Source organism: Bradyrhizobium sp. USDA 4474, assembly GCF_054057515.1.
In genome coordinates this window covers 5,860,424-5,885,188 of sequence record NZ_JBSRZJ010000002.1, presented here as the reverse complement: position 1 = coordinate 5,885,188, position 24,765 = coordinate 5,860,424, and the positions used below count along the sequence as shown (strand labels likewise).

The following is a 24,765-nucleotide window of genomic DNA, read 5'->3' as shown; positions in this document are numbered from 1 at the left end:
GCGAGCCGCCCTTTCCCACAAGGGGAGAGGGTGAAAGATGCACTTAATCCACCATATCCACCACCGCCCTGCCGCAAGCCGTGGTGTCGGCGTTGCCGCCGAGATCCCTGGTGCGCAGCGTGCGCTCAGCGAGCGTGCGCTCGATCGCTTCGACGATCGACCTGCCGGCTTCCTTCTCGCCGAGATGATCGAGCATCATCGCGCCCGACCAGATCGCGCCGATCGGGTTGGCGATGCCCTGCCCTGCAATGTCGGGGGCAGAGCCGTGCACCGGCTCGAACACCGACGGGAAATTCCCTTCGGGATTGATATTGCCCGACGGCGCAATGCCGATCGTACCGGTGCAGGCCGGGCCGAGGTCGGAGAGGATGTCACCGAACAGATTGGAGCCGACGACGACATCGAACCAGTCGGGATGCAACACGAAGTTCGCGGTGAGAATATCGATGTGGTACTTGTCCCACTTCACGCCCGGAAACGTCTTCGCCATCGCCTCCACGCGCTCGTCCCAATAGGGCATGGTGATGGAGATGCCGTTCGACTTCGTCGCCGAGGTCAAATGCTTCTTCGGCCGCGACTGGGCGAGCTCGAACGCGAATTTCAGGATGCGGTCGACACCGGTGCGGGTCATCACCGTCTGCTGCGTGACGAATTCGCGGTCGGTGTCGGGGAACATGCGGCCGCCGACCGAGGAATATTCACCTTCGGTGTTCTCGCGCACCACCCAGAAATCGATGTCGCCGGGCTTGCGGTTCGCCAGCGGCGACGGCACGCCGGGCATCAGGCGCACCGGGCGCAAATTCACATACTGGTCGAACTCGCGGCGGAACTTGATCAGCGAGCCCCACAGCGAGACGTGGTCCGGAATTTTCGCGGGCCAGCCGACCGCGCCGAAATAGATCGCATCGTGCTTGCCGATTCTCTCCTTCCAATCGTCCGGCATCATCTGGCCGTGCTTCTCGTAATAGTCCCAGGACGAGAAGTCGAAATGATCGAAATGCAGGGACACCCCGTGCTTCTTCGCCGCCGCCTCCAAAACGCGCATGCCTTCCGGCACCACTTCCTTGCCGATGCCGTCACCGGGAATGACCGCGATCCGGTACTGTTTCTTGCTCATCGAGAACATCCTTGGTTGGTCCGGCAGCCGCCGCCGTTTGATTGCACTGCAATGGACCAAAGTCGGCAGCAGTGCAACGCTGCACTGCAATGTTGACCATGGCGTAACCGAGCGCCTACTGATTTCATTCTGGTCCCATCCTGCGAGTAGCCCTCATGGATCTGCATCTGCGTGGCAAGCGCGTCCTGATCACAGGCGCGTCCAAGGGCATTGGCGCCGCCGCCGCCGAGGCGTTTGCCGAGGAAGGCGCAAACCTCTTGCTCGCCGCCCGCAGCGGCGACCAGCTCGAGGCGCTGGCCGACCGTCTGCGCTCGGCGCACCAGATCGACGCGACGACCACCGTCGTTGATTTGCGCGAGGTCGATGACCTCGCGCGGCTCGCCAGGGAAGCCTCCGACATCGACGTGCTCGTCAACAATGCCGGCGACATCCCCGGCGGCTCGATCGACAAGATCGACGAGACGACCTGGCGGCACGCGTGGGAATTGAAAGTGTTCGGCTACATCAACCTCACGCGGCAGATTTACGCGCAGATGAAAGCGAAGGGCGGCGGCGTCATCGTCAACGACATTGGTGCCGCCGGCGAAAAGTTCGACGCGAATTACATCTGCGGCAGCACCGGCAACGCCGCGTTGATGGCTTTCACCCGCGCGCTCGGCGGCAAGAGCCTCGCCGACAACATCCGCGTGGTCGGCATCAACCCCGGTCCCGTCGGCACCGACCGTCACGTCACGCTGCTGAAGACGCGGGCCAAGCACCAGTTCGGCGACGAGAACCGCTACAAGGAATTCCAGAAAGGCCTGCCGCTCGGCCGCCCCGCGCATGCGCGCGAGATCGGCGACCTCATGGCTTTCCTCGCGTCGGATCGTGCTGGTTACACGTCGGGCGTGATCTACACGGTGGACGGGGGCATCAGTGCCGGCTGGGGTTAGATTGTGTTGCTGCGAACCAAGCGCCGCTTAGGAGTAAAATAGTTGTCTCAGGACCTGATCCGCGAAACCGCCTGCACTGTCGTCGACATCTTGCGTTCCGGCGACGTCTCCCCGCTTGAACTGCTTGACGTGGTGGAGAAGCGTGTCACGGAGGTCGATGGCAAGGTCAACGCACTGCCGACGCTGTGCTTCGATCGCGCGCGCGACAGCGCCAAGGCGCTGATGCGGAAGCCGGCAGGTGCCCGGGGGTTGCTCGCCGGCCTGCCGGTGCCGATCAAGGACCTGACCGATGTCGCCGGCGTGCTGAATACGCAGGGCTCGCCGATCTTCAAAGACAACGTTTCCGCGACATCCGACCTCATGGTCGAGAACCTCGAAGCCAATGGCGCGGTCGTCTACGCCAAATCCAACACGCCGGAATTCGGCGCCGGCGCCAACACCTTCAACGAAGTGTTCGGCGCGACGCTCAATCCCTGGGATATTTCGAAGTCGGCGGCCGGCTCCTCCGGTGGCGCGGCGGTGGCGCTTGCGACCGGCATGGCCTGGCTCGCACAGGGCTCCGACATGGGCGGCTCCCTGCGCAGTCCCGCCGCCTTCTGCGGAATCGTCGGCATGCGGCCGAGCATCGGCCGGGTCGCCCATACGCCCAAATCGGGCATCGACCGCAATCTCGGCGTCGTCGGCCCGATGGCACGCAACGTCGAGGACCTTGCGCTGCTGCTCGATGCCATGAGCGGCGACTATGCGGACGATCCGCTGTCGCTGCCGGCGCCGACCACCTCGTTCCTGTCCGCGGCGCAGTCGGGCAGGAAGCCGAAGCGCATCGCCTATTCACCCGATCTCGGCATCACCCCCGTCGATCCTGAGGTCAAAGCGATCACCCGCAAGGCGGCCGAACGTTTCGCAGAGGCCGGCGCGATCGTCGAGGAGGCACATCCGGACTGGCGCGAGGCGCATGAATGCTTCCACGTGCTGCGGGCCTTCGATTTCGCGATCACCAAGGCCAATCTGCTGCGCACCAGGCGCGACCTGCTCAAGCCCGAGGTGATCTGGAATATCGAGGAAGGCCTCAAGCTCACGGTCGAGCAGCTCGCACGCGCCGAAGCCCAGCGCGTCGGCATGACCGCGCGCGCGATCGAGTTCTTCAAGACGTATGATCTGCTGTTGACGCCAACGACGATCGTGCCGCCGTTCCCGATCGAGAACCGCTATGTCGCGGAATGTGCCGGCAAGAGGTTCGAGAACTACGTCGAATGGCTCGGAATCGTCTACGCCATCACGCTGGCCTGTTGCCCGTCGCTTTCGCTGCCCTGCGGCTTCACGGCTTCCGGCCTGCCGGTCGGCGTGCAGGTCGTCGGCGCGCCACGCGCGGACGCGCAGGTGATCGCCGGCGCGAAAGTGCTGGAGGACATTTTGGGTCTGCGCGGCACGACGCCGATCGATCCGCCGGTGAAGACGTAACTGCTCTCGGGTCCGGACGCGCGCGCTCACCTCGCGAGCGTCGCCTCCAGGCTCCGGCTGTAGCGCGACATCGCGAAGCAGAAGACGAAATAGATGGCGGCCACGAAGATATAGACTTCGACCGAAAACTGCTGCCAGGCCGGATCGATGATCGCGGTCTTGGCTGTCGTCAGAAGGTCGAAGATGCCGATGATCAACACGAGGCTGGTGTCCTTGAAGAAGGCAATGAAGGTGTTGACCAGCGGTGGGATGACGTGGCGGATCGCCTGCGGGAGCACGACCAGCCGGTGCTTGCGCCAATAAGACAGCCCCAGCGCATCGGCGGCCTCATATTGCCCACGCGGCACGGCCTGGAGTCCGCCGCGGATCACTTCCGCCAGATAAGCGCCGGCGAACAGGATGATCGCGATCTGCGCGCGCAGCAGCTTGTCGATGTTGAATCCGGCCGGCATGAACAACGGGAACATCACGCTCGCCATGAACAGCAGGCTGACCAGCGGCACGCCGCGGATCAGCTCGACATACAGCACCGAGAGCGAGCGGATCGCCGGCAGCTTTGAGCGCCGGCCGAGTGCAACCAGGATGCCGAGGGGGAAACCAAATGCCAGCCCTGATGTCGCCAGGATCAGCGTCACGGGCAAGCCACCCCAGCGGTCCTGCGAGACAAAGGAGAGCCCGAACACGCCGCCCCACATCAGCACGCTGATCAGAGCGAGCGCACCGACCCAGACGTAACCGAGCTCGCGCCGCCATAGCGCGCGGCGGGTTGAGAGAAAGTACAACGCGATGAACAGCAGCACCGACAGCCCGGGCCGCCATTGCTCGTCGAACGGATAGGTCCCGAACAGGATGAAGCGGTATTTCTCCGGGATGATGGCCCAGCAGGCGCCGAGACCGCGCACGGCCTTGCAGGCGCTGGAATCATTGCCGGGCGTGAGCCAGACCGCGTTGGCAATGCCCCACCGCACGAAGCTGATCACGCCTTTGGCCAGCACCGCCAGCAGAACGACCGTGAGGATGCCGTTCGGAATCGACGAGAACAGATTGGCGCGCAACCAGCGCAGCACCGGATTGCCGATCTGCGGGCGTCGGGCGGCACGCGGCACGTCGGGGATGTCAGCGATCGCGCTCATGCTCAGCGCTCCGCCAGCGCGATGCGCGCATTGTACCAGTTCATGAAGAAGCTGATGCCAAGGCTGATGGTGAGGAAGACAGCCATGATCAGCGTGATCGCCTCGATCGCCTGCCCGGTCTGGTTCAGCGTGGTGTTGGCGATCGACACCACGTCCTGGTAGCCGATCGCGACCGCGAGCGAGGAGTTCTTGGTCAGATTGAGATACTGGCTCGTCATCGGCGGCACGATCACCCGCAAAGCCTGCGGCAGGATGATCTGCCGCAGCATGAAGCTGCGGCGCAGGCCGAGCGCGCTGGCGGCATCCCACTGCCCGCGCGGTACGGATTGAATGCCGCTGCGCACGATCTCGGCGATGAAGGCCGAGGTGTAGGTCACGAGCGCGATCAGCAGTGCGAAGTATTCCGGCGCGAGCGTAAGCCCGCCGACGAAGTTGAAGCCGCGCAGCTGCGGCCATTCGATTGTCCAGGACACGCCGAGCAGCAGCGACACCGCCGCCGGCAGCGCGACAATGAAGCCGAGCGCAAAGGGCCAGGCCGGCCGGGGCCTGCCATCGCGCATCTGCTGCGCAAGCAGCCGGCGCCGAACGACATAAAACGCGACGGAGCCCAGCACGGCCGCGCCGAGGACCCGGAGTTGCGGCGAGCCAACCGGGATCGCCGGCAGGATCAAGCCGCGATTGGAGAGGAACACCCCCTCGACAGGCCGCCACGCCGCACGCGCCGCCGGCAGCGCCTGCATCAGCACGTACCAGAACAGCAGCTGCAGCAGCAGCGGGATGTCGCGCAGCACTTCCACGTAGACGGCGGCGAGCCGCGACAGCAGCCAGTTGGCCGAGAGCCGGGAAATTCCGATCAGCGTGCCCAGAATGGTCGCAAGCACGATACCGATCACGGCGACACGCAGCGTGTTGGCGACGCCGACGACGAAGGCCCAGAGGTAGCTGTCTCTGGGATTGTACGCGAGCAGGCTGTCGGCAATCGGCATCCCCGCCTCGCGGCCAAGGAAGGCGAAGCCGGTGGTGATGCGACGGGCCGAGAGATTGGTGACGGTGTTGGACCACAGGAAAACGATGACCGCGACGGCGATGCCGACCACCAGCACCTGCCAGAACAGGCCCTTCAATTCATTCGGCCCGAGCGCGCCGAAAAAGCTGCGGCGCGGCGGCGGCCTCGGATCGTCTGATGTCACGGCACAAAAATCCTTCCTGAAACAGCGATTTTGGCGGCGCACGTCAACTGTTGCACCAATCCTTAAATCGTGCAACAAATGTTTCATGGCCGTGTCAGCGAAATCCTCGCCTTTGAGCGAACTGCGCATTGCGTTGCCATCGCTGCCCCTGCGCTTGCGGGAGGTCGGGCGCTTCGTCGCGGCCAACGATTACGACGCCACCACGCGGTCGATGCGGGATCTCGCGGCGGAAGCCGGCGCCGATCCGGCCGCGTTCACGCGCTTGGCCAAGGCGATCGGCTATTCCGGCTGGGACGAATTGCGGGCCGCGCTGACCGAGGCACGACGGCCGTCGCAGATCTCACCCTTCTCGCTCCGCGCCAAGGATCGTCGTCACGGTCCGAATTCCGATGTCGCGCTCGTCACCGACAAGCTCGAGGCCGAAGCCGCCGGCCTGCCGCGCATCTCCGCCCACGCGATTGCGGACGCGGCTCGTGCGCTGCATCATGCAAAACGGATCTGGATCACCGGCTATCGGAGCTGTCGCAGCGTCGCGGAATTGCTCAATTACGAGCTCCGGCTGTTTCGCCCCGAACAGGTGCAGATCGTCGGCGCCTCCGGCCCTGACGATCTCGATCTCGGCTCGTTCCGTCCCGGCGAGGCCGTGATCGTCATCGGCTTTACCCCCTATACCAATGCCAGCGTCCGGGTCGCACAGGCCGCCTATCGTGCCGGCGCGAGGCTGATCGCGATCGCTGACAGCGTTGCCGCGCCCATGGCCGAAGGCGCCGAGCACGTGTTGCTGTTCGAGGCGGCCTCCTCGCCCGGCTTCTTTCCCAGCCTCACCGGCGCGCTCGCGATCGCGCAGTCGCTTGCCGCGGTCGCGTTCTCGCTCGGCGGCGCAGCCGCCAAGAAGCGCTTGGAGGACACCGAGGCACGGCTCGCCGCAGCCTCCACCTACGTCTCAGAGAAAGGTTGATCCATGAGCACCCGCACCAGCCGCGTGCTGCATCGCTCGTTGCGTGAGACGCCCCCCAGGGCTATCGGCGGCGAAGGAATCTATCTCTTTGCCGAGGACGGACGCCGCGTGATCGACGCTTCCGGTGGCGCGGCGGTCTCCTGTCTCGGCCATCAGCATCCCCGCGTGATCGCGGCCATGGCGAAGCAGGCCTCGACGCTCGCTTATGCGCACACCGCCTTCTTCTCCTCGGAGCCGGCCGAGGCGCTGGCCGAGACGCTGGTCGGTCATGAGCCCGGCGGGCTCGCCTACGCCTATTTCGTCAGCGGCGGATCGGAAGCGATCGAAGCCAGCATCAAGCTGGCGCGGCAATATTTCCTCGAGCGCGGAGAGCCGCAACGGCAGCATTTCATCGCGCGGCGGCAGAGCTATCACGGCAACACGCTCGGCGCGCTCGCCGCCGGCGGCAACGCCTGGCGCCGCGCGCCCTATGCGCCGCTGCTCTCGGCCGCCTTCAGCCATGTAACGCCCGCCTTTGCCTATCACGAGAAGCACGACGGTGAATCCGATACGCAGTTCGCGGCGCGGCTGGCCGCGGAGCTGGAGGCCGAGTTCCAGCGTCTCGGCCCAGACACCGTTGCGGCGTTCCTCGCCGAGCCAGTCGTTGGCGCCACGGCCGGCGCCGTGACCGCGCCCGATGGTTACTTCAAGGCGGTGCGCGAGATCTGCGACCGGCATGGTGCGCTGCTCATCCTCGACGAGGTCATGTGCGGCATGGGCCGCACCGGCACGATGCATGCCTGGGAGCAGGAGGGCGTCGCGCCCGATATCCAGGCGATCGCCAAGGGGCTCGGCGGCGGCTATCAACCGATCGGCGCGATGCTCGCGAGCAGAGAGATCATCGATACCATCCGCTCTGGCTCCGGCGCCTTCCAGCACGGCCACACTTATCTCGCACATCCCCTGGCCTGCGCAGCTGCGCTCGCCGTGCAGGACGTGATCCGGGAGGACAAGCTGCTTGAGCAAGTGAAGAAGCACGGCAAGTTGCTCGAGCGACGGCTCACCGAGCGCTTCGGCAATCACCGCCATGTGGGAGACATCAGGGGCCGCGGCCTGTTCTGGGCGATCGAGCTGGTCGCCGACCGCGCCACCCGTGCTTCGTTCGATCCGGCGCTCAAGTTGAACCAGAAGATCAAGGCGGAGGCCTTTGCCATTGGGCTCGGCTGCTATCCCGGCGGGGGCACCGCGGACGGCGTCCGCGGCGACCATGTGCTGCTGGCACCGCCCTATATCGCGTCGGCAGACGAGATCGATCGGATCGTCGACAAGCTCGGCACGGCCGTCGACATCGTGTTGGGTCGTGTCAATCACTGAGGGGAGAGTAGCATGATGAGGAAACTGGTTATTGCAGCCGGCGCGCTCGCGGCATCGACCGTGATCGCGTCAGCGGCGACGCTCGATCAGGTCAAGAGCCGCGGCACGCTGGTATGCGGCGTCAGCGCCGGCTTTGCCGGTTTCTCGGCGCCGGATTCACAAGGCAACTACAAGGGCCTCGACGTCGATTACTGCCGCGCCCTCGCGGCCGGCGTGTTGGGGGATCCGGACAAGGTGCGCTACGTCTCGCTGACCGCGCAGAACCGCTTCACGGCGCTGCAATCGGGCGAGATCGACGTGCTCTACCGCAACTCCACGCAGACATACCTGCGCGGCGTGACGCTGGGCCTGCGCCAGGGTCCGATCAACTTCTATGATGGCCAGGGCTTTGTCGTGAAGAAGGACCTCGGCGTGAAGGAGCTGAAGGACCTCAAGGGCGCGACCGTCTGCGTCGCGCAGGGCACCACGCACGAAGTCACGCTCGGCGATTACGGCCGCGCCAACGGCATCGACTGGAAGCCGCTGGTGTTCGACCGCGTCGATACCATGTACCAGACCTTCTTCGGCGGCCGCTGCGATGCCATGACGCAGGACGCGTCCGCGCTCGCCGGTGCCGTCGCCACCGCGGCGCCGAACCCGGCCGATTACGTCGTGCTGCCGCAGACCATCAGCAAGGAGCCGCTCGGCCCCTTCACCCGCAACGGCGACGAGGTCTGGAGCGATATCATCACCTGGCTGCATTACGGCCTGATCGAGGCCGAAGAGCTCGGCGTCACCCAGGCCAATGTCGACGAGACGGCGAAGTCGCAGACACCCGCGATCCAGCGTCTGCTCGGCGCTTCCGGCGATCTCGGCTCCCGGCTTGGCCTCGACAACGAATGGCTGGTCACGGCAATCAAGGCGACCGGCAATTACGGCGAGATCTATGAGCGCAATGTCGGCAAGGCGAGCCCGCTCAAGCTCGAGCGCGGCCTCAATGGCCTCTGGAGCAAGGGCGGCTTGATGTACGCCATTCCGTTCAAGTAAACGTCTCCGTGTCCGACGCGCGGATGCGCAAAGCCCGGACCAGCGGCCACAAGGTGCCCCTCTGCAGCGCAAGACTTCGCATTGCGCTGCGTCCGGGGCACGAGACCGGTCAGGTAATCACCTTCAATGACGACGTCCCCTCGCATCGCCCTGATCCACGCCCTCAAGCATTCGATCGCCCCGATCGAGGCGGCGTTCGCACGGGCGTGGCCGGAGGCGCGGCTGATGAACCTGCTTGACGACAGCCTCTCGGCCGATCTGGCCCGCGACGGCAAGCTCGACGATGCCATGACCGATCGCTTCCTCGCGCTCGGTGACTATGCCGCAGCGACCGGAGCGAATGGCATCCTCTTCACATGCTCGGCCTTCGGCCCCTGCATCGAGGCCGTTGCGCGGGCGCATGCGCCGATGCCGGTGCTGAAACCGAACGAGGCGATGATCGAACGTGCCGTGACGATGGGCAAAAGGATCGGCCTGCTCTCGACCTTCCCGCCGACGCTGGCGTCGATGCCGCCTGAGTTTCCGGCCTCCGTCCAGATCGTGCCGAAGCTCGCCGAGGGCGCGCTGGCGGCGCTCGACCGCGGCGACCGCGCCACGCATGACCGGCTGATTGTCGAGGCGTCAAAAGACCTGCGCGATTGCGACGTCATTGCGCTGGCCCAGTTCAGCATCGCATCATCAGCGCCGCTGGTCGCGGAGGCCACCGGCCGCCCGGTCGTGACGACGCCGGACAGCGCGGTCGAGAAGCTGATGAAGCTGCTGAAAGCGAAGGCCTAGGCGCCGGCCTTTTTCTGACGCCGCGCGTGCTTGATCGCGACTGCGAGAGCAGCCTTCGTCTCGTTCACAAAATCCTCGACCAATTCCTCGCGCGAGGCATGCGCCGCCTCGCCGGTGAACAGGCCCTGCTCGGCCAGCATCACCACGCCGTGCAGCGCCGCCCAGATCTTGAGTGCCTGCCGTTCGCGCAAATAGGCGACCGCCGGCGCTTCCAGAGCTTCAATCACGAGCGCGAACGTCTCGCGCGTCGCCTCATGCAGCTCGCTGCCCTTGGCCGCGCAGGACACGGTGCGGGACGCAAACATCAAGCGGTAGACGCCGTTGCGACGCAGACCGAAGTCGAGCGTCGCCTGCGCCAATCGCGACAGTTTCGATTGCTTCGACGGCTTCGCCATTGCGTCGCGCAGCATCGCGGTGAACTGCCGGAACGCCTCCGCGGTCACCGCGGCAAGCAGTGCCTCGCGATCGGCGAAATGACGGTACGGCGCCGGCTGCGAGACTCCGAGCTGCTTTGCCAGCGCTTTGATGCTGATCGCTTCCGCCCCGCCCTGCTCCGCCTCGCGCAATGCGGCCTTGATCAGGGCGTCGCGGAGATCGCCGTGGTGGTAGGTGTTCTCGGGCTTACGAGCGAGATGTGACCGCATGTTACGGCGGAGCCTATAAGTTTGCACTTGACAGGGAAAGCCTGTCGATAATGTAATAGCATATAACTTAAAACAGACGGCAAATGCCGCAGAGAAGAGGAATGCGCCGCCCTTCGGGCCACGCGCATACGACCGAGGAAGCCGCAATGGCAGAGCGACTGAAAGTTCGCGTCGATCCCGACAAATGCCAAGGCCACGCCCGCTGCAAGGCGCTGGCGCCTGAATTGTTCGAGCTCGATGAATACGGCAATGCCCACGAGGCCGGAGACGGCACGGTTCCGCCAGGGCTCGAAGACAAGGCCTGGCTTGCCAAATCCAACTGCCCGGAAATCGCGATCGATGTGATCGAGGAGTAGCGCGGCTGCCCGCGTCCTCGCGTGCCTTCACCGAACACCAGCCCCAAGGAATTCGGAGGGATTCTAGAGATGTCCGACGTCAGCCAGCCTGCCGCCCATCCGCCCGTGACCGACTGGGTCAACGATTTCGACCACACCGACCCGCAATGGACCGACGATCCCTTCCCGATCTGGGAGGAGCTGCGCGCCGCGAGCCCGGTCGTGCATACCGGGCGCTTTCTCGGCTGCTATATGCCGACGACCTATGAAGCGGTGCGCGAAATCGCCAACGACACCGAGCATTTTTCGTCGCGCCGCATCATCGTCCGCAACGTCCGGCCCGAAATCGCGCGAAACGCGGCGCCGCCGATCACTTCCGATCCGCCCGTGCACAAACCGGCCAAGCAATTGCTGCTGCCGCCTTTCACGCCGGACGCGATGAAGAAACTGGAACCGCGGATGCGCGCGATCTGCAACGAGCTGATCGACGGCTTCATCGCCGATGGCAAGGTCGACGCCGCCGCGCGCTATAGCAAATACATCCCGGTTCAGGCCATCGCGCACATGCTCGGCATTCCCGAGAGCGACAGCGACCTCTTCATCAACTGGATCCACATGATCCTGGAGCTCGGCATCAAGGACGAGAACATGCTGCTGCAGGCCGTGCAGGAGATGAGCGACTATTTCAGGGCCCATATCGAGGAGCGCAGATCGAAGCCGACCGACGATCTCATCTCTTATCTGATGAATGCCAAGGACCGGGATGGCCAGCCGCTGGAAGAGTCGCATGTGCTGGGCTCGCTACGGCTGCTCCTGATCGCCGGCATCGACACCACCTGGAGCGCGATCGGCTCCTCGCTGTGGCATCTCGCCCGCACGCCTGTAGACCGCGAGCGGCTGATCGCCGAGCCGGAACTGATTCCCACCGCCGTGGAGGAGCTGCTGCGCGCCTATTCGCCGGTGACGATGGCCCGCGAAGTGGTCAAGGACACCACGGTGTCAGGCTGTCCGGTCAAGGCAGGCAACATGGTGCTGCTGTCCTTCCCGGCCGCCAACCGGGACCCAAAAATGTTTCCGGATGCCGACAAGGTCGTGATCGATCGCCGCGAGAACCGCCATGCCGCCTTCGGCCTCGGCATCCACCGCTGCGTCGGTTCCAACCTCGCGCGGATGGAGATGCAGGTCGCGTTGGAGGAATGGCTGAAGCGGATCCCGGATTTCCGGCTTGATCCGGCAGGCACGGTGACCTGGTCGCAGGGTACCGTGCGAGGCCCCCGCCAGTTGCCATTTCTGCTGGGTAAAGGCGATGTAGGCCTTTCCCGGGACCAACGCAGAGAGGCCGGACGTGACAGAGCTAGCCACCCAACCGGCCTCCGACCATATCGACATTGCCGACGCCAAGCGGCGGATCAAGGCGATCTTCATCGGCTCGATCGGCAATCTCGTCGAGTGGTACGACTTCTACGCCTATACGGCGTTCGCGCTGTATTTCGCCCCGGCCTTCTTCCCCGGCAACGATCCCGTGGTGCAGCAATTGAACGCCGCCGTGGTCTTCGCCGCAACCTTCCTGATGCGACCGCTGGGCGGCTGGTTCTTCGGCTACCTCGCCGACCATTTCGGCCGACGCATCTCGCTGACATTGTCAGTGGTGTTCATGTGCTTCGGCTCGCTGATCATCGCGCTGACGCCGACCTATGCAACGATCGGCTTTGCCGCGCCGGTGATCCTGGCGCTCGCCCGCGTCATCGAGGGCCTCAGCCTCGGCGGCGAATACGGCGCCAGCGCCACGTATCTCAGCGAGGTCGCCGATCCCAGGCATCGCGGCTTTTATTCGAGCTTCCAGTACGTCACGCTGATCGGCGGCCAGCTCACCGCGATCATCGTGCTGCTGCTCCTGCAAAAGGTCTTCCTCACGCCCGAGGAGCTGAAGGCCTGGGGCTGGCGCATCCCGTTCGCGATCGGCGCGGCGCTCGCGATATTCGCAGCCGTGATGCGGCGCGGCCTGCATGAGACCGAGGCGTTCGAGGAAGCCAAGAAGGTCGTGAAGCCGACGGGCTCCCTCACCAATCTGTTGCGTTATCCGCGCGAGCTGTTGCTCGTGGTCGGCCTGACCGCCGGCGGCACCGCGGCGTTCTACACCTTCACCACCTACATGCAGACCTTCGTCAAGCTCTCGGTCGGCCTGACCGAGGACCAGACCACCTTCGTGATCTTCGGCACGCTGATCTTCGCGACCATCCTGCAACCTGTCTACGGCGCGATCTCCGACAAGATCGGCCGCAAGCCGCTCTTGATCTTCTTCGGCGTCGCCGGCACGCTAGCAACCGTACCGCTGCTGATGACGCTGAAAGAGACCAAGTCGCCATTCACAGCGTTCATCCTGATCTGCTGCGCCTGGCTGTTCGTTGCCGGCTACACCTCCATCAACGCGGTGGTGAAGGCAGAGCTGTTCCCGACCAATGTCCGCGCTCTCGGCGTCGGTTTGCCCTATGCGATCACCGTCTCGCTCTTCGGCGGCACGGCGCCTGCGATCGCGCTCTATTTCAAGACCATGGGACACGAGCAGTGGTTCTACTACTATCTCGCCGGAATCATCTTCCTGTCGCTGATCATCTATTCCACCATGCGGGACACCAAGCACGCCTCCGCGATGCACCGCCACGAATAGCCCGTTCACGAGTAGCCCATTCACGAGTTGAATATGGCCGACGAGACGCCATCCGACAGCAAGCTGACGCGCACCAAGGAGAAATGGGCGCGCCAGGGCCGCTTCCTCACCGGCAGGATCACCCGACCCGAGGACCAGCGGCTACCGCCCGGCCAGCATCTGACAAAAGACTGGCCGGTGCTCGATCTCGGTGTCCTGCCGCCGGTCTCGCGCGAGCGCTGGCGGCTCGACGTCTACGGCGCGATCGAGCAGCCTTTGTTCTGGACTTTTGCCGAGTTTGCCGAGCAGAAGCAGGATCACTTCACCTCCGACATCCATTGCGTCACGACATGGTCGCGCTACGACAATGAATGGGAGGGGCTCGCCACGCGCGAGCTGCTGGCGACCTGTCGGCCGCGCGACGATGCGCGCTTCGTCGTGCTGCATTGCTATGACGGCTACACCACCAACCTCGCGCTGGAGGATTTCGCTGCCGAGGACGCGCTGCTTGCCCATAGCTGGTCCGGCCAGAAGCTGTCGGACGAGCATGGCGGCCCTGTCAGGCTCGTCGTGCCGCATCTCTATTTCTGGAAGAGCGCGAAGTGGCTCCAGGCGATCGAATTCGTGACCGACGACGCACCGGGCTTCTGGGAAGTCCGCGGCTACCATAACCGCGGCGATCCCTGGGCCGAACAGCGCTACTCGAGCGATTAGGTTCAAGCAAACACGGGGAAGGCCCATGCCGACGGAACGCTTTCAATTCACCGGCGAAGCGGGCCATCAGCTCGCGGCCGCGCTGGAACTGCCGGACGGCGAGCCCGCGGCCTATGCGCTGTTCGCGCACTGTTTCACCTGCGGCAAGGACACGCTGGCAGCCAAGCGCATCTCGGTCGCGCTTGCCGCCAGGGGCATCGCGGTGCTGCGTTTCGACTTCACGGGTTTAGGCTCGAGTGAAGGTGATTTTGCCAATTCGACATTCTCCTCGAATGTCGCCGACCTCGTGCGCGCCGCCGATCATCTGCGTGCGACCCGCAACGCGCCGTCGATCCTGATCGGTCACAGCCTTGGCGGCGCCGCGATCCTGGCAGCCGCGGGAAAGATTCCGGAGGCGAGGGCAGTCGTGACGATCGCCGCACCGTCCGATCCCGCGCACGTCACCGGCCTGTTCAGCGGGCATCTCGACGACATCCGCACACGGGGCGAGGTCGACGTCTCGCTCGCAGGTCGCCCGTTCCGGATCAAGCGCGAATTCCTCGACGACATCGTCGAGCACGCGCTGATGAAGGACGTCACCGATCTCCATAAAGCACTGCTGATCATGCAATCTCCAGTCGACGATACCGTGGGCATCGATAATGCCACCAGGATCTTCGTTGCGGCGAAGCACCCCAAGAGCTTCGTCTCGCTCGATCACGCCGATCATCTCCTGACGAAACCCGCCGATGCGCTCTACGCCGCGGACGTGATCGTTGCCTGGGCGAGCCGCTACATCGACATCGCAAATCCGGTCAAAGCGGTGGATCTTCCGGAAGAACCTCGCAAGGTGGTGGTGCGGGAGACCCGCAAAAGCAAGTTCAACCAGATCATCACGGTCGGACCTCATCATCTCGTGGCGGACGAGCCGGTGGCTGCCGGCGGCGAGGATGCGGGTCCAGGGCCCTATGATTTCCTGCTTGCCGGCCTCGGCGCCTGCACCTCCATGACCATGCGCCTTTATGCGGACCGCAAATCGCTGCCGCTCGATCGCGTCACCGTCACGCTGAAGCATTCGAAAATCTACGCCAAGGACTGCGCGGAGTGCGAGACGCGGGACGGCATGCTCGACCAGATCGAGCGCGATATCGCGATCGACGGCGCGCTCGATGCCGAGCAACGCAACAAGCTGATGGAGATCGCCGACAAGTGTCCGGTGCACCGGACCCTGACCTCGGAGATCCGCATCGTGACCAGGGCCGTGGACTAGCGCGCTACAAGCACGACGCCATCGTCCGCAGCGCCGCGCTGATCTCGCTCTCGCGCCAGGCCGCAAAGCCGAGCAGCAGGCCATGATCACGCGGCCGTCCCAGCGCCAGACTGGATAGTGCCCGGGTTTCGACGCCTGCATCGACCAACCGCCTGACCACCGCTTGATCGGCGCGACCACGCCTGAGACGCGCGACGAGCTGGATACCGCCCGAGGGCACCTCGATCGAGAGCACCTCGCCGAGATGGCGCTCCAGCCCCGCGACGAGATGATCGCGCCTGAGGCGATAGAGCCGGCGCATCCGGCGCAGATGCGCGAGGAAATGCCCGTCGGCAACGAACTCGGCGAGCGCCTCCTGAATGTGGCTGGACGCGATCAACCCGATGTGCCGCTGCGCAATCTCCAGGGCACTGACCAGCGCCGGCGGCGCGACGAGATAACCAAGCCGGATATCCGACGTCATCGCCTTCGAGAACGTGCCGACGTAGAACACGCGGCCGTGGACATCGAGTCCCTGCAGGGCCGGCACCGGACGGCTGTCATAATGGAATTCGCCATCGTAGTCGTCCTCGATGATCCATGTCTTGCCGGGCCTGCTCGACCTCAGGAACTCGCTCCGGCGCGCCAGCGACATCAACCGCCCGGTCGGATGCTGGTGCGAGGGCGTCACGAAGATGAGCTTGGGCGCCGTCATTCCCGGCATTCGCTGCATGCCCTGCTCGTCGAGCCCGATGCCGGTCACCCGCGCGCCCGACGCACGGAAGGCGGCTGCGGCACCGGGATAGCCGGGATCCTCGACCCAGACCTCATCGCCTGGCGTGATGAGCACGGCCGCGATCAGCGTCAGTGCGGCCTGCGCACTCGGCAGGATCATGATCTGGTCCACTGTGGCGCGAACGCCTCTGCTGGCCGCCAGATAATGCGCCAGCGCTTCACGCAGGCGCATTCGGTTGACCGGGCCAAGCTCTCGTCTGGCAGCGCGCACGGCGCTGCGGCGCAGGCAGCGCGCCCAGACCTCGTTCGGAAACTCGCGCGCATCGCCATGCCCCGGACGTAGCGGCTTGAGCGGCGCCTGGTAGGACATCGGCCAGTCGGTCTGCGTGAGCTTCGATGCCCAGGGTGACAGCGGCACTTTGCCGGGACGGAGGCTCGAGCCGCCCCCGCGCGCCGCTGCAAAGCGCTCACCGCCATCGACTGTCACCACGGGACGACGTCCGTGCGACGCCTCGAGATACCCTTCAGCGGCAAGCTGCTCGAATGCATAAGTCACGGTGTTGCGGGAGACGCCAAGCTCGCTCGCAAACCGGCGGCTCGACGGCAGCGCGCTGCCTTTGGCGAGGCGCCCGGCCGCAATCAGCCTTCGGAGCTGGCCGGTCAATTGCGCCACCAACCCCTCTTCATCAGCCCGGTCGAGTTCGACCAGGCCGGCGATCATGCTCTCCGAAACTGGCACCTTCATCTTCTCCGATCTGGCACTTTTTCGGGTGCCAGGCGAGATGCTATCCACCGGACCGGACTGCTTCAAGGATTTTGCGATGAACTCTTCCCTGTCACCCCGTGCGGCGATCGGCCTGTTTCTCATCGTCGTGCTGGCCTGGGGCGTGAACTGGTCGATGACGAAGCAGATCGTTCAATTCCTTCCGCCGCTGTGGACCTCGGCGATCCGCAGCTGGATCGCCCTGGCTGGACTGTTCGTGATCCTCGGATTGAGCAACAATCTGGTGATCCCGGAGCGGCGCGATATTCCGGTGGTGCTCAGCGTCGCGTTGCTGCACATGACGATATTCTCCGTGCTGGTTGCGGCCGGTGTGCGCTTCCTGCCCGCGAGCAAGGCCGTCGTGCTCGGCTACACCACGCCGCTCTGGGTCGCGATCGCGACGCCTCTGCTCGGAAAGGATACGCTGACCCTGGCGAAGCTTGCCGGCGCCCTGTTGGGATTGATCGGGCTTGCCGTGATCCTCAACCCGGCGTCGATCGACTGGACCAACAGCAACGTCGTGCTCGGTGCCGGCATGGTCATTCTGGCCGCGATCTCCTGGGCTGCGAACATCATCTATATCCGCGCGCACCGCTGGATCGCATCCCCGCTCCAGCTCCTGATCTGGCAGGTGCTCGTGGCGACGATCGTGCTGACAGTGTCAGCTATGGTCGTGGATGGCCTGCCGCATGCGGCATGGTCGTGGAAGCTTGTCCTGCTGTTCCTGTATTCCGGCCTGATCGGGACTGCGCTCGCTTATTGGGCGATGTCGATGGTCAACAAGAACATCTCGGCGCTGACCACGGCGCTTGGCACCACCGCGACGCCGCTCGTCGGTATTGCCAGCGCGGCGATCCTGCTGGGCGAGCCGATCGACAGGAGCCTCGTCACCGCCGCGGCACTGATCGTCACCGGCATCGGCCTGGCGACGCTGGGCGACCGGCTGCTGCGCCGTCAGGCGACCGCGAGCGGTTGAACGCGCAAGCTGCCGCGCAGACCTGCCGCGGTGCCGAGCACGATGCCGGCGACCGCAACTAAGGAGCCCAGCGCGAGCGTCGACACGCCGGTGAGTCCCTGCCCGATCGAGCAGCCAAACGCCATCACGCCGCCGATGCCCATGAGCACGGCGCCGCCGGCCGAGCGCAGCATGTGGCGCGGCGACGAATAGCCTTCGAGCCTGAAGCGGCCAGTGACGAGCGCAGTGACGAGGCTGCCGGCAAGAACGCCACCAACCGTCGCGATGCCAAAGTTCAGCGTCAGGCCGGTCGAGAGCATGGCGTATTGCAGGCTATCGGCGATCGGCGCGATGAAGGTGAGCGAGGTGACCGGGACGGGATTGAAATCGTCGGCGCCGACATAGCCGGTCACGTACCATCCGCCGGCGACGAGCAGACCGACAATGACCCCGGCCGCGATCTGGCCCGGAGAGCGGCGGAACGCCGTATGCGCGAAGGCAAACAGGATCAGCGCGAAGGCGATCACGGCTGCGGCCAAAGCTCGCGAAGCCCCCTCAGCGAGACCGAGCGTCGCCAGCACTGAGGGCAACGAATTGACGTTCACAGTTGTTTGCGAAGCCTGAACCAGCGCAATGCGAGCCGGCGCGATCAGGCCCTTGAGCGTCATCTGCGCGGCAATGGCAAGCACGGTCACGACGACGAACGAGCGGAGATTGCCGCGGCCCAGCAGCACCAGCGCCCGCGAGCCGCAACCGTTCGACAGCACCATGCCATAACCAAACAGCAGGCCACCGAGGAACAGCACAGGCAGCGAAAAGGTCTGTTGCAGGTAGATCGACTTGCCGAGATCGACCATGCCGGCGCCGGCGAGGAACTGGCTCGCCGCAATCGCCACCGCAATCGCCAACGCATAAGACCGGACCAGCCGCCCGTCTCCCTCCGCCAACCAGTCGCGCATGCTGCTCATCAGGCAGAAGCCGCTGAGCAGGCCGACGGAGCCATAGACGAGGCCGATAACGAAGCCGGCGAGGATGACGGGATGGGTGGATTCCATTGATCGTTCTCAGACCTCTCGCCATTCTCCCGTCATTGCGAGCGCAATGACGAGCTTCATGGCCGCATGATTACCCTATCGCGCGACGACCCGGCAACGGCGGCATAAGCCTCCTTCGCCCGCTGCAATGGGTAGATCGCATTCGCCCTGATCGGGAACGGCTTCAGGTGACCGCTCGCAAAGCCGGGGCCGAGCTCACGCAGCACCGCGCCGGTCGCAGCCGAGGACAGTCCAAGCGTGTCGATGCCGACATAGGTGTGTTGCCCGCGATAGAATTCGAGGATGTTGAACTGCACGATGCGGTCGATCGCGGCGATCAGGATCTGACGGCCGCGCAACGCGAGCGACTTGTGCGCAGCCTGGAAGTAGGGATCGCCGACGGTATTGAAGACGATGTCGGCGCCCTTGCCGCCGGTCAATTCGCGCACGCGCGCGGCGACGTCGACCGCAGAGGCGTCGATCACCTCGATCGGCGCATTGCCGTGGCCTTCATAGGCTTCGGACTTGCGCACCACGCCGATGACGCGTGCGCCGTGCCAGGTTGCGATCTGCACCGCGGCCTGACCGACCTTGCCATTGACCCCGAACACGAGAACCGTCTCGCCACTCTTCGGCACGCCGGCACGGCGAAAGCCCTCCATCGCGGTGACGAAGGGCACGCCGATGCCGGCAGCTTCTTCCCACGACAGCGCCTTCGGCTTCTCCACCGCCGCATCCGCCTCGACCACGAGATGGCTGGCATGGCTGCCATCGCGGCGGATGCCGAGATCGCCGGAAGAGCCGAACACCTCACGGCCCATCGTGCCGGCCGGGCCATCGATCACCATGCCGGCATAGTCACGGCCAGGTGTGCGCGGGAACACCGCATAGGGCATCAGGCCGGTAGCGGCCTTGACGTCGGACGGATTGACCGCGGCCGCCTTCACCTCGATCAGCAGGTCGTTCGGGCCACGGCTCAGCCTATGTTGCTCGACCACGGGCGTAACCGCCGCGGCGCTCTCTGCCTTGGCATTGAGGCGCACGCAACGCGCTTCGACGGTTTTGCTATCGGATGGCGACATGAAAAAGACCCGCGATTTCTCGCGGGCCTTGTCGCCTCTGGAGGCGGTCGAGTCAATCGGTCAAGTCAGTCCGTCAAGTCAGTCCGTCAAGTCAGTCCGTCAAGTCAGTCCTTGGGCCGCTTGTCATAGAGGCGCTTGGCCTTGCCGAGCGAGCGTTCCAGCGTGGCGGGCGCAACCACCTGCACCCTCGAGCTGATGCCGATCGTGTTCTTGATATGGGTCGAGATCCGGTCGGCATGGTCGATCAGACCACGGCCGTCCCAGCTTTCGGGTCGCGCCTCGGCGATGATGGTCAGCTCGTCCATGCGGCCTTCGCGGGTCAGTTCGAGGATGAAGTGTCCACCACACCAGTCGGTCGCGAGCAGCACCTCTTCGATCTGGGTCGGAAACAAGTTGACGCCGCGCAAGATGATCATGTCGTCCGAGCGGCCCGTCACCTTCTCCATGCGCCGCATGCCGGGGCGCGCCGTGCCCGGCAGCAGCCGCGTCAGGTCACGGGTGCGGTAACGAATCACCGGGAACGCTTCCTTGGTCAGCGAGGTGAAGACCAGTTCGCCTTGTTCGCCATCCGGCAGCACCGCACCCGTTACCGGGTCGATCACTTCAGGATAGAAATGGTCCTCCCAGATGTGCAGCCCATCCTTGGTCTCGATGCATTCCTGCGCGACGCCCGGCCCGATCACCTCGGAGAGGCCGTAGATGTCGGTGGCATCCATGTCGAAGGCGTCCTCGATCTCGCTGCGCATCGCATTGGTCCAGGGCTCGGCCCCGAAGATGCCGACCCTGAGCGAGCATTGGCGCGGATCGAGCTTCTGGCGCTTGAACTCGTCGAGGATCGCAAGCATGTAGCTCGGCGTCACCGTGATGATATCAGGCCTGAAGTCGTTGATGAGCTGCACCTGCCGCTCGGTCATACCGCCGGAGATTGGCACCACCGTGCAGCCGAGCTTTTCGGCGCCGTAATGGACGCCGAGCCCGCCGGTGAAGAGACCGTAGCCGTAGGCATTGTGGATGATCATGCCGGTGCGGCCGCCGGCAGCACGGATGGAGCGCGCCATCACCTCCGACCAGGTGTCGATGTCGCGTTGCGTATAGCCGACCACGATCGGCTTTCCCGTCGTTCCCGAAGAGGCGTGCACGCGCACCAGCTTTTCGCGCGGTACGGCGAACATGTTGAAGGGATAGTTATCGCGCAGATCCGTCTTCACCGTGAACGGAAACTTCGCGAGATCGGAGAGCTCGTGAAAATCGGCTGGATGCACGCCCGCCTTGTCGAAGGCCGTGCGATAATGCGCGACGTTGTCGTAGGCGTGCTGGAGCGACCAGGCCAGCCGCTGCTTCTGCAGCGCCATGATCTCGTCGCGCGACGCGCGCTCCTGCGCATCCATCTCGGCACGATAGGTGTTACCACCTTCCTTGCGCCTGGTCAGAGCCATTCTCGTTTCCCCACATCGGTTCGTTCTGTCATTTGTCTTGCTGCGGCAGCCATGTGCCGGGAACGACACGCGAATGCCCGCGGAATTCAGCAACGACGGTATCGCCGGCCGTGACGCGCACGTCATAGATGCCGGACCGACCGCCGCGCGTGACCTCGCGCGCCTTCGCCACCAGGCGGTCGCCGAGCTTGCCAGGTTTGATGAAGCTGATCTGGCCCTGCGCCGCAACAACGCGATCGTTGTGCGAGTTGCAGGCAAAGGCGAAAGCGGAGTCGGCGAGCGTGAAGATGAAGCCGCCATGGGCGATGCGTTGGCCGTTGACCATGTCGGGCCGCACCGTCATGGCGAGCGTCGCAAAGCCCGGACCGATCTCGACGATCTCCATTCCAAGTCCCTTGGAGGCATCGTCCTCCGCCCACATCGCCTCAGCGCAGGCGCGGGCAACATCCTCAGGCGACAGGGCGGCTTTGACGTTCACGCGCTTCTCCCGGCGAATTGCTTGCACATGATGTTCTGCCTGATGGTCAACACTGTCAAACGTGGTCGTAGTCGACCACGACGCGCTGGGACGATGGCTTGGCCTGGCACGTGAGGACGAATCCGGCCTTCAGCTCCCAGGGTTCCAGCGAATAGTTGAGGTCCATCGGCGCCTCGCCCTCGACCAGCTTGGCGCGACAGGTCGAGCACATGCCGCCTTTGCAGGCGAAGGGCAAATCGACGCCGGCGCGCAGCGCGGCATCGAGGATCGCCTCGTCCTCGGCGACCGGAACATCGCGGCGCTTGCCGTCCATGATCAGGGAGGCGATCGCCTTCGGGGGCGCGTCGGGCGCAACGGCCTTCTTCGGCCGCGGCTTGCCGCCAAACTCCGAGACGAAGCGTTCGACGTGAATGCGGTCGTCGGCGATGCCGAGATCGCGACAGGTCGCCTCGATGTCTTCGCTCATGCCCGAGGGACCACAGACGAAGACGTGATCGACGCTTGCGGCCGGTACCAGCGAGCGCAGCAGCACCCTCACCTTGTCGCCATCGAGCCGGCCATGCAGGATCGGAATGTCCTGCTCCTCACCGGAGATGACGTGGAAGATCGAGAGGCGGTCGATGAAGCGGTCCTTGAGCTCCTCGAGCGCCTCGAGGAACATGATGTTGTCCGTGGTACGGTTGCCGTAGAACAGGAAGAACCGGCTGTCGGGCTCGCGCGTCAAGACGCCCTTGACGATCGACAGGATCGGCGTGATGCCCGAGCCCGCGGCGAAGCCGACATGGATGCGTCCGGCATCATCAGGCGGGAGCACGCCGAAGCGGCCGGTCGGCGTCATCACATCGAGTTCGTCGCCGCGTTTGAGCTCGTCCGCCGCCCAGCTCGAGAACGCGCCACCGTCGACCTTCTTCACCGCGATACGGATTTCGCCATCATCGGGGCCGGAGCAGATCGAATAGGAGCGACGCACCTCTTCGCCATCGAGCATGGTGCGGAGCGTGAGATACTGGCCGGGCGTGAAGGCGTAGTCGCCCGCGAGTTCGCCGGGGATGGCGAAGGTCATCGAGACGGCATCAGACGCCTCGCGGCGGAGATCGTTGACGGCCAGGCGATGGAAGCGCGGTGGGGCTGCAGACATCTCGAATACCCTAGATTTGAGCCACAGCCGTCATTGCGGTCGGGTTGGCATCGTGCGCCTCAATGGCACTTGAAGTAGTCGAACGGTTCGCGGCAGGACTTGCACCGCCACAGCGCCTTGCAGGAGGTCGAGCCGAATTCCGACAACAGCTCGGTCTTCTCGGAGCCGCATTGCGGACACGCGACGGCTTGCTCACCAAACAGTGCGCGGCGCGAACCTGAAGCCTGCGGCGGTGCGATGCCGTAGGCGCGCAGCTTCCGACGGCCCTCCTCGCTCATCCAATCGGTGGTCCAGGCCGGCGACAGCACGGCGCGTACTTTCGGGCGACGGAAGCCGGCGCGCTCCAGCGCGATCTCGATTTCGAGCGCGATCATGTTCATCGCCGGGCAGCCCGAATAGGTCGGCGTGATCACGACCTCGGCATGGTCGCCGTCAACAATGACATCGCGGAGCACGCCCAGATCGGCGATGGTCAGCACGGGGATCTCAGGATCGACCACGCCCGCCGCAGCATCCCAGGCTCGCCGGCGCAGCTCGCTGTCGCGATCGAGCACCGTCACCATGTCTGCCCCGGAAACGTGCGCTGCATCGATTGCAACTCCGACAGCAGATGGCCCAGGTGCTCGCTGTGCCGGCCGGAACGGCCGCCCTGCTGCATCCAGTCGTTCTGCGGCAGCGTCAGGGTTGCCTCGCTCACGACATCGGACAGCGTCGTCATCCAACGGCCGCGCAGCGTGCCTGGATCGACGGCAATGCCGGCCTCGATCAGGGCGCGCTCGCCGTCGTCGACGGCAAACATCTCGCCGGTGAAGGCCCAGAGATGATCGATCGCGCCTTGAGCGCGCGCGTGGCTCTCATCCGTGCCATCGCCAAGGCGGATGATCCATTCCGAGGCATGACGCAGATGATAGGCGCTCTCCTTCTCCGACTTCGCAGCAATGGCCGCGAGCGTCGCGTCGCGCGAATTCATCATCGCGCGCCAGTAAAGATCGGCGAAGGCGGAGTAAAAGAACTGCCGCACCAGGGTCTGGGCGAAGTCGCCATTGGGCTGCTCGACCAGCAGCAGATTGCGGTACTGCCTGACATCGCGCAAATACGCGAGCTTGTCCTCGTCGTTGTCCCCGCCTTCGGCCTTGGCGGCGTAGGTGTACAGTTCGCGCGCCTGGCCGATCAGGTCGAGGGCGATGTTGGAGAGCGCCATGTCCTCTTCCATCATCGGCGCATGCCCGCACCATTCCGACAGGCGGTGACCGAGGATCAGCGCGTCATCGGCACGGCGCAGCGCGTAGAGCACCAGCGGTGTTTCGGAGACGTCGATGTTGGCAACCGGCATCACATATGCCCCACTTCTTCCGGCACCTCGTAGAACGTCGGATGCCGGTAGATCTTCGATTCCGCCGGCTCGAACATCATGCCCTTCTCGGCGGGGTCGCTGGCGGTGATCGCGGTTGACGGCACGACCCAGATCGACAGGCCCTCGCCGCGGCGGGTGTAAATGTCGCGGGCAGCCTGCAGCGCCATGGTGGCGTCGCTCGCATGCAGCGAGCCGACATGCTTGTGCGCGAGCCCGTTGCGGCTGCGAATGAAGACTTCCCACAGCGGCGTATTCGGGGTGGCCATATCGATCTC

Annotated in this window: 24 protein-coding genes and 1 pseudogene; 12 read left to right on the top strand and 13 right to left on the bottom strand. The window is 64.8% G+C overall.

From position 1 onward, the window contains the following. Positions 1 to 43: 43 nt before the first annotated feature. Positions 44 to 1,117 (bottom strand): tartrate dehydrogenase, encoded by a 1,074-nt coding sequence (locus ACVW16_RS29290; protein ID WP_456738484.1) that lies wholly within the window; start codon positions 1,115 to 1,117, stop codon positions 44 to 46. A 155-nt stretch (positions 1,118 to 1,272) separates the two neighbouring features. Here ACVW16_RS29290 and ACVW16_RS29285 point away from each other — a divergent pair, with 155 nt between their 5' ends. Then, positions 1,273 to 2,049, top strand: coding sequence for an SDR family oxidoreductase (locus ACVW16_RS29285; RefSeq protein WP_456738086.1), 777 nt, complete (start codon positions 1,273 to 1,275; stop codon positions 2,047 to 2,049). Between the two features lie 42 nt (positions 2,050 to 2,091). Further along, positions 2,092 to 3,510 (top strand): amidase, encoded by a 1,419-nt coding sequence (locus tag ACVW16_RS29280; RefSeq protein ID WP_456738085.1) that lies wholly within the window; start codon positions 2,092 to 2,094, stop codon positions 3,508 to 3,510. Between the two features lie 26 nt (positions 3,511 to 3,536). Here ACVW16_RS29280 and ACVW16_RS29275 read toward each other — a convergent pair whose 3' ends face one another. Continuing rightward, entirely contained in the window at positions 3,537 to 4,643 is a 1,107-nt protein-coding gene (locus ACVW16_RS29275) for an amino acid ABC transporter permease (RefSeq protein ID WP_456738084.1), read from the bottom strand. Between the two features lie 2 nt (positions 4,644 to 4,645). After that, positions 4,646 to 5,833 carry an amino acid ABC transporter permease gene (locus tag ACVW16_RS29270; RefSeq protein ID WP_456702478.1) on the bottom strand — a complete coding sequence of 396 codons (1,188 nt, stop codon included), beginning with the start codon at positions 5,831 to 5,833 and terminating at the stop codon, positions 4,646 to 4,648. A gap of 85 nt (positions 5,834 to 5,918) precedes the next feature. On the opposite strand from ACVW16_RS29270, the gene ACVW16_RS29265 reads away from it, so the two are divergent. The 4 genes from ACVW16_RS29265 to ACVW16_RS29250 all read left to right on the top strand — a co-directional run bounded on the left by ACVW16_RS29265 (position 5,919) and on the right by ACVW16_RS29250 (position 9,947). Then, complete coding sequence (locus ACVW16_RS29265) at positions 5,919 to 6,791, top strand: MurR/RpiR family transcriptional regulator (protein WP_456702477.1); 873 nt, start codon at positions 5,919 to 5,921, stop codon at positions 6,789 to 6,791. A 3-nt stretch (positions 6,792 to 6,794) separates the two neighbouring features. Continuing rightward, on the top strand, positions 6,795 to 8,144 hold the full coding sequence (locus tag ACVW16_RS29260) for an aspartate aminotransferase family protein (RefSeq protein ID WP_456738083.1): 1,350 nt from the start codon (positions 6,795 to 6,797) through the stop codon (positions 8,142 to 8,144). 12 nt (positions 8,145 to 8,156) lie between these two features. Continuing rightward, a complete protein-coding gene (locus ACVW16_RS29255) occupies positions 8,157 to 9,170 on the top strand; it encodes an amino acid ABC transporter substrate-binding protein (protein ID WP_456802532.1) in 1,014 nt (337 codons plus the stop codon). A 126-nt stretch (positions 9,171 to 9,296) separates the two neighbouring features. Beyond that, on the top strand, positions 9,297 to 9,947 hold the full coding sequence (locus ACVW16_RS29250) for an aspartate/glutamate racemase family protein (protein WP_456702474.1): 651 nt from the start codon (positions 9,297 to 9,299) through the stop codon (positions 9,945 to 9,947). On the opposite strand, the gene ACVW16_RS29245 is transcribed toward ACVW16_RS29250, so the two are convergent. Continuing rightward, a complete protein-coding gene (locus tag ACVW16_RS29245) occupies positions 9,944 to 10,591 on the bottom strand; it encodes a TetR/AcrR family transcriptional regulator (protein WP_456702473.1) in 648 nt (215 codons plus the stop codon). The two genes, ACVW16_RS29250 and ACVW16_RS29245, sit on opposite strands and share 4 nt — an antisense overlap. Positions 10,592 to 10,737: 146 nt before the next feature. On the opposite strand from ACVW16_RS29245, the gene ACVW16_RS29240 reads away from it, so the two are divergent. The 5 genes and pseudogenes from ACVW16_RS29240 to ACVW16_RS29220 all read left to right on the top strand — a co-directional run bounded on the left by ACVW16_RS29240 (position 10,738) and on the right by ACVW16_RS29220 (position 15,536). Continuing rightward, positions 10,738 to 10,947 carry a ferredoxin gene (locus ACVW16_RS29240; RefSeq protein WP_260375419.1) on the top strand — a complete coding sequence of 70 codons (210 nt, stop codon included), beginning with the start codon at positions 10,738 to 10,740 and terminating at the stop codon, positions 10,945 to 10,947. 69 nt (positions 10,948 to 11,016) lie between these two features. Continuing rightward, positions 11,017 to 12,228: pseudogene (locus ACVW16_RS29235) on the top strand (cytochrome P450); the annotation flags it as partial. Positions 12,229 to 12,271: 43 nt separating this feature from the next. Beyond that, positions 12,272 to 13,594 (top strand): MFS transporter, encoded by a 1,323-nt coding sequence (locus ACVW16_RS29230; protein ID WP_456702471.1) that lies wholly within the window; start codon positions 12,272 to 12,274, stop codon positions 13,592 to 13,594. A 33-nt stretch (positions 13,595 to 13,627) separates the two neighbouring features. Then, positions 13,628 to 14,287 (top strand): sulfite oxidase-like oxidoreductase, encoded by a 660-nt coding sequence (locus ACVW16_RS29225; RefSeq protein ID WP_456738080.1) that lies wholly within the window; start codon positions 13,628 to 13,630, stop codon positions 14,285 to 14,287. 25 nt (positions 14,288 to 14,312) lie between these two features. Continuing rightward, the gene (locus ACVW16_RS29220) at positions 14,313 to 15,536 is read left to right on the top strand and encodes a bifunctional alpha/beta hydrolase/OsmC family protein (protein WP_456738079.1); all 1,224 of its coding nucleotides are present in this window, start codon (positions 14,313 to 14,315) and stop codon (positions 15,534 to 15,536) included. Between the two features lie 4 nt (positions 15,537 to 15,540). Here ACVW16_RS29220 and pdxR read toward each other — a convergent pair whose 3' ends face one another. Further along, positions 15,541 to 16,995, bottom strand: coding sequence for a MocR-like pyridoxine biosynthesis transcription factor PdxR (gene pdxR, locus ACVW16_RS29215; RefSeq protein WP_456738078.1), 1,455 nt, complete (start codon positions 16,993 to 16,995; stop codon positions 15,541 to 15,543). 76 nt (positions 16,996 to 17,071) lie between these two features. Here pdxR and ACVW16_RS29210 point away from each other — a divergent pair, with 76 nt between their 5' ends. Beyond that, complete coding sequence (locus tag ACVW16_RS29210; protein WP_456738077.1) at positions 17,072 to 17,989, top strand: DMT family transporter; 918 nt, start codon at positions 17,072 to 17,074, stop codon at positions 17,987 to 17,989. Here the strand turns inward: ACVW16_RS29210 and ACVW16_RS29205 are convergent. The 8 genes from ACVW16_RS29205 to paaB all read right to left on the bottom strand — a co-directional run bounded on the left by ACVW16_RS29205 (position 17,968) and on the right by paaB (position 24,756). Then, the gene (locus ACVW16_RS29205; RefSeq protein WP_456738076.1) at positions 17,968 to 19,023 is read right to left on the bottom strand and encodes a YeeE/YedE family protein; all 1,056 of its coding nucleotides are present in this window, start codon (positions 19,021 to 19,023) and stop codon (positions 17,968 to 17,970) included. The two genes, ACVW16_RS29210 and ACVW16_RS29205, sit on opposite strands and share 22 nt — an antisense overlap. Positions 19,024 to 19,079: 56 nt before the next feature. Continuing rightward, positions 19,080 to 20,084, bottom strand: a complete 1,005-nt coding sequence (locus ACVW16_RS29200; protein ID WP_456702466.1) for a quinone oxidoreductase family protein — start codon at positions 20,082 to 20,084, stop codon at positions 19,080 to 19,082. A 104-nt stretch (positions 20,085 to 20,188) separates the two neighbouring features. After that, entirely contained in the window at positions 20,189 to 21,520 is a 1,332-nt protein-coding gene (gene paaK / locus ACVW16_RS29195) for a phenylacetate--CoA ligase PaaK (protein WP_456738075.1), read from the bottom strand. Positions 21,521 to 21,548: 28 nt separating this feature from the next. After that, positions 21,549 to 21,998 carry a hydroxyphenylacetyl-CoA thioesterase PaaI gene (gene paaI, locus ACVW16_RS29190; RefSeq protein WP_456702464.1) on the bottom strand — a complete coding sequence of 150 codons (450 nt, stop codon included), beginning with the start codon at positions 21,996 to 21,998 and terminating at the stop codon, positions 21,549 to 21,551. Between the two features lie 55 nt (positions 21,999 to 22,053). After that, entirely contained in the window at positions 22,054 to 23,136 is a 1,083-nt protein-coding gene (paaE, locus tag ACVW16_RS29185; protein ID WP_456738074.1) for a 1,2-phenylacetyl-CoA epoxidase subunit PaaE, read from the bottom strand. A gap of 59 nt (positions 23,137 to 23,195) precedes the next feature. After that, positions 23,196 to 23,699 (bottom strand): 1,2-phenylacetyl-CoA epoxidase subunit PaaD, encoded by a 504-nt coding sequence (gene paaD / locus ACVW16_RS29180; RefSeq protein WP_456702462.1) that lies wholly within the window; start codon positions 23,697 to 23,699, stop codon positions 23,196 to 23,198. Beyond that, on the bottom strand, positions 23,693 to 24,469 hold the full coding sequence (paaC, locus tag ACVW16_RS29175; protein ID WP_456702461.1) for a 1,2-phenylacetyl-CoA epoxidase subunit PaaC: 777 nt from the start codon (positions 24,467 to 24,469) through the stop codon (positions 23,693 to 23,695). The genes paaD and paaC overlap by 7 nt, the downstream gene beginning before the upstream one ends. Then, positions 24,469 to 24,756 (bottom strand): 1,2-phenylacetyl-CoA epoxidase subunit PaaB, encoded by a 288-nt coding sequence (paaB, locus tag ACVW16_RS29170; RefSeq protein ID WP_008136594.1) that lies wholly within the window; start codon positions 24,754 to 24,756, stop codon positions 24,469 to 24,471. Before paaB ends, paaC begins: the two co-directional genes overlap by 1 nt. Between the last annotated feature and the right edge of the window lie 9 nt (positions 24,757 to 24,765).

What these genes read in the sequence shown, in the direction of transcription:
- ACVW16_RS29200 (WP_456702466.1), bottom strand. Translation starts at nt 20,084, where the DNA reads ATGTCGCCATCCGATAGCAAAACCGTCGAAGCGCGTTGCGTGCGCCTC.
- ACVW16_RS29275 (WP_456738084.1), bottom strand. Translation starts at nt 4,643, where the DNA reads ATGAGCGCGATCGCTGACATCCCCGACGTGCCGCGTGCCGCCCGACGC.
- pdxR (WP_456738078.1), bottom strand. Translation starts at nt 16,995, where the DNA reads ATGAAGGTGCCAGTTTCGGAGAGCATGATCGCCGGCCTGGTCGAACTC.
- paaD (WP_456702462.1), bottom strand. Translation starts at nt 23,699, where the DNA reads ATGGTGACGGTGCTCGATCGCGACAGCGAGCTGCGCCGGCGAGCCTGG.
- paaC (WP_456702461.1), bottom strand. Translation starts at nt 24,469, where the DNA reads ATGCCGGTTGCCAACATCGACGTCTCCGAAACACCGCTGGTGCTCTAC.
- ACVW16_RS29245 (WP_456702473.1), bottom strand. Translation starts at nt 10,591, where the DNA reads ATGCGGTCACATCTCGCTCGTAAGCCCGAGAACACCTACCACCACGGC.
- paaK (WP_456738075.1), bottom strand. Translation starts at nt 21,520, where the DNA reads ATGGCTCTGACCAGGCGCAAGGAAGGTGGTAACACCTATCGTGCCGAG.
- paaB (WP_008136594.1), bottom strand. Translation starts at nt 24,756, where the DNA reads ATGGCCACCCCGAATACGCCGCTGTGGGAAGTCTTCATTCGCAGCCGC.
- ACVW16_RS29225 (WP_456738080.1), top strand. Translation starts at nt 13,628, where the DNA reads ATGGCCGACGAGACGCCATCCGACAGCAAGCTGACGCGCACCAAGGAG.
- ACVW16_RS29260 (WP_456738083.1), top strand. Translation starts at nt 6,795, where the DNA reads ATGAGCACCCGCACCAGCCGCGTGCTGCATCGCTCGTTGCGTGAGACG.
- ACVW16_RS29210 (WP_456738077.1), top strand. Translation starts at nt 17,072, where the DNA reads ATGAACTCTTCCCTGTCACCCCGTGCGGCGATCGGCCTGTTTCTCATC.
- ACVW16_RS29250 (WP_456702474.1), top strand. Translation starts at nt 9,297, where the DNA reads ATGACGACGTCCCCTCGCATCGCCCTGATCCACGCCCTCAAGCATTCG.
- ACVW16_RS29265 (WP_456702477.1), top strand. Translation starts at nt 5,919, where the DNA reads ATGGCCGTGTCAGCGAAATCCTCGCCTTTGAGCGAACTGCGCATTGCG.
- ACVW16_RS29220 (WP_456738079.1), top strand. Translation starts at nt 14,313, where the DNA reads ATGCCGACGGAACGCTTTCAATTCACCGGCGAAGCGGGCCATCAGCTC.
- ACVW16_RS29290 (WP_456738484.1), bottom strand. Translation starts at nt 1,117, where the DNA reads ATGAGCAAGAAACAGTACCGGATCGCGGTCATTCCCGGTGACGGCATC.
- ACVW16_RS29205 (WP_456738076.1), bottom strand. Translation starts at nt 19,023, where the DNA reads ATGGAATCCACCCATCCCGTCATCCTCGCCGGCTTCGTTATCGGCCTC.
- ACVW16_RS29285 (WP_456738086.1), top strand. Translation starts at nt 1,273, where the DNA reads ATGGATCTGCATCTGCGTGGCAAGCGCGTCCTGATCACAGGCGCGTCC.
- paaE (WP_456738074.1), bottom strand. Translation starts at nt 23,136, where the DNA reads ATGTCTGCAGCCCCACCGCGCTTCCATCGCCTGGCCGTCAACGATCTC.
- ACVW16_RS29255 (WP_456802532.1), top strand. Translation starts at nt 8,157, where the DNA reads ATGATGAGGAAACTGGTTATTGCAGCCGGCGCGCTCGCGGCATCGACC.
- ACVW16_RS29240 (WP_260375419.1), top strand. Translation starts at nt 10,738, where the DNA reads ATGGCAGAGCGACTGAAAGTTCGCGTCGATCCCGACAAATGCCAAGGC.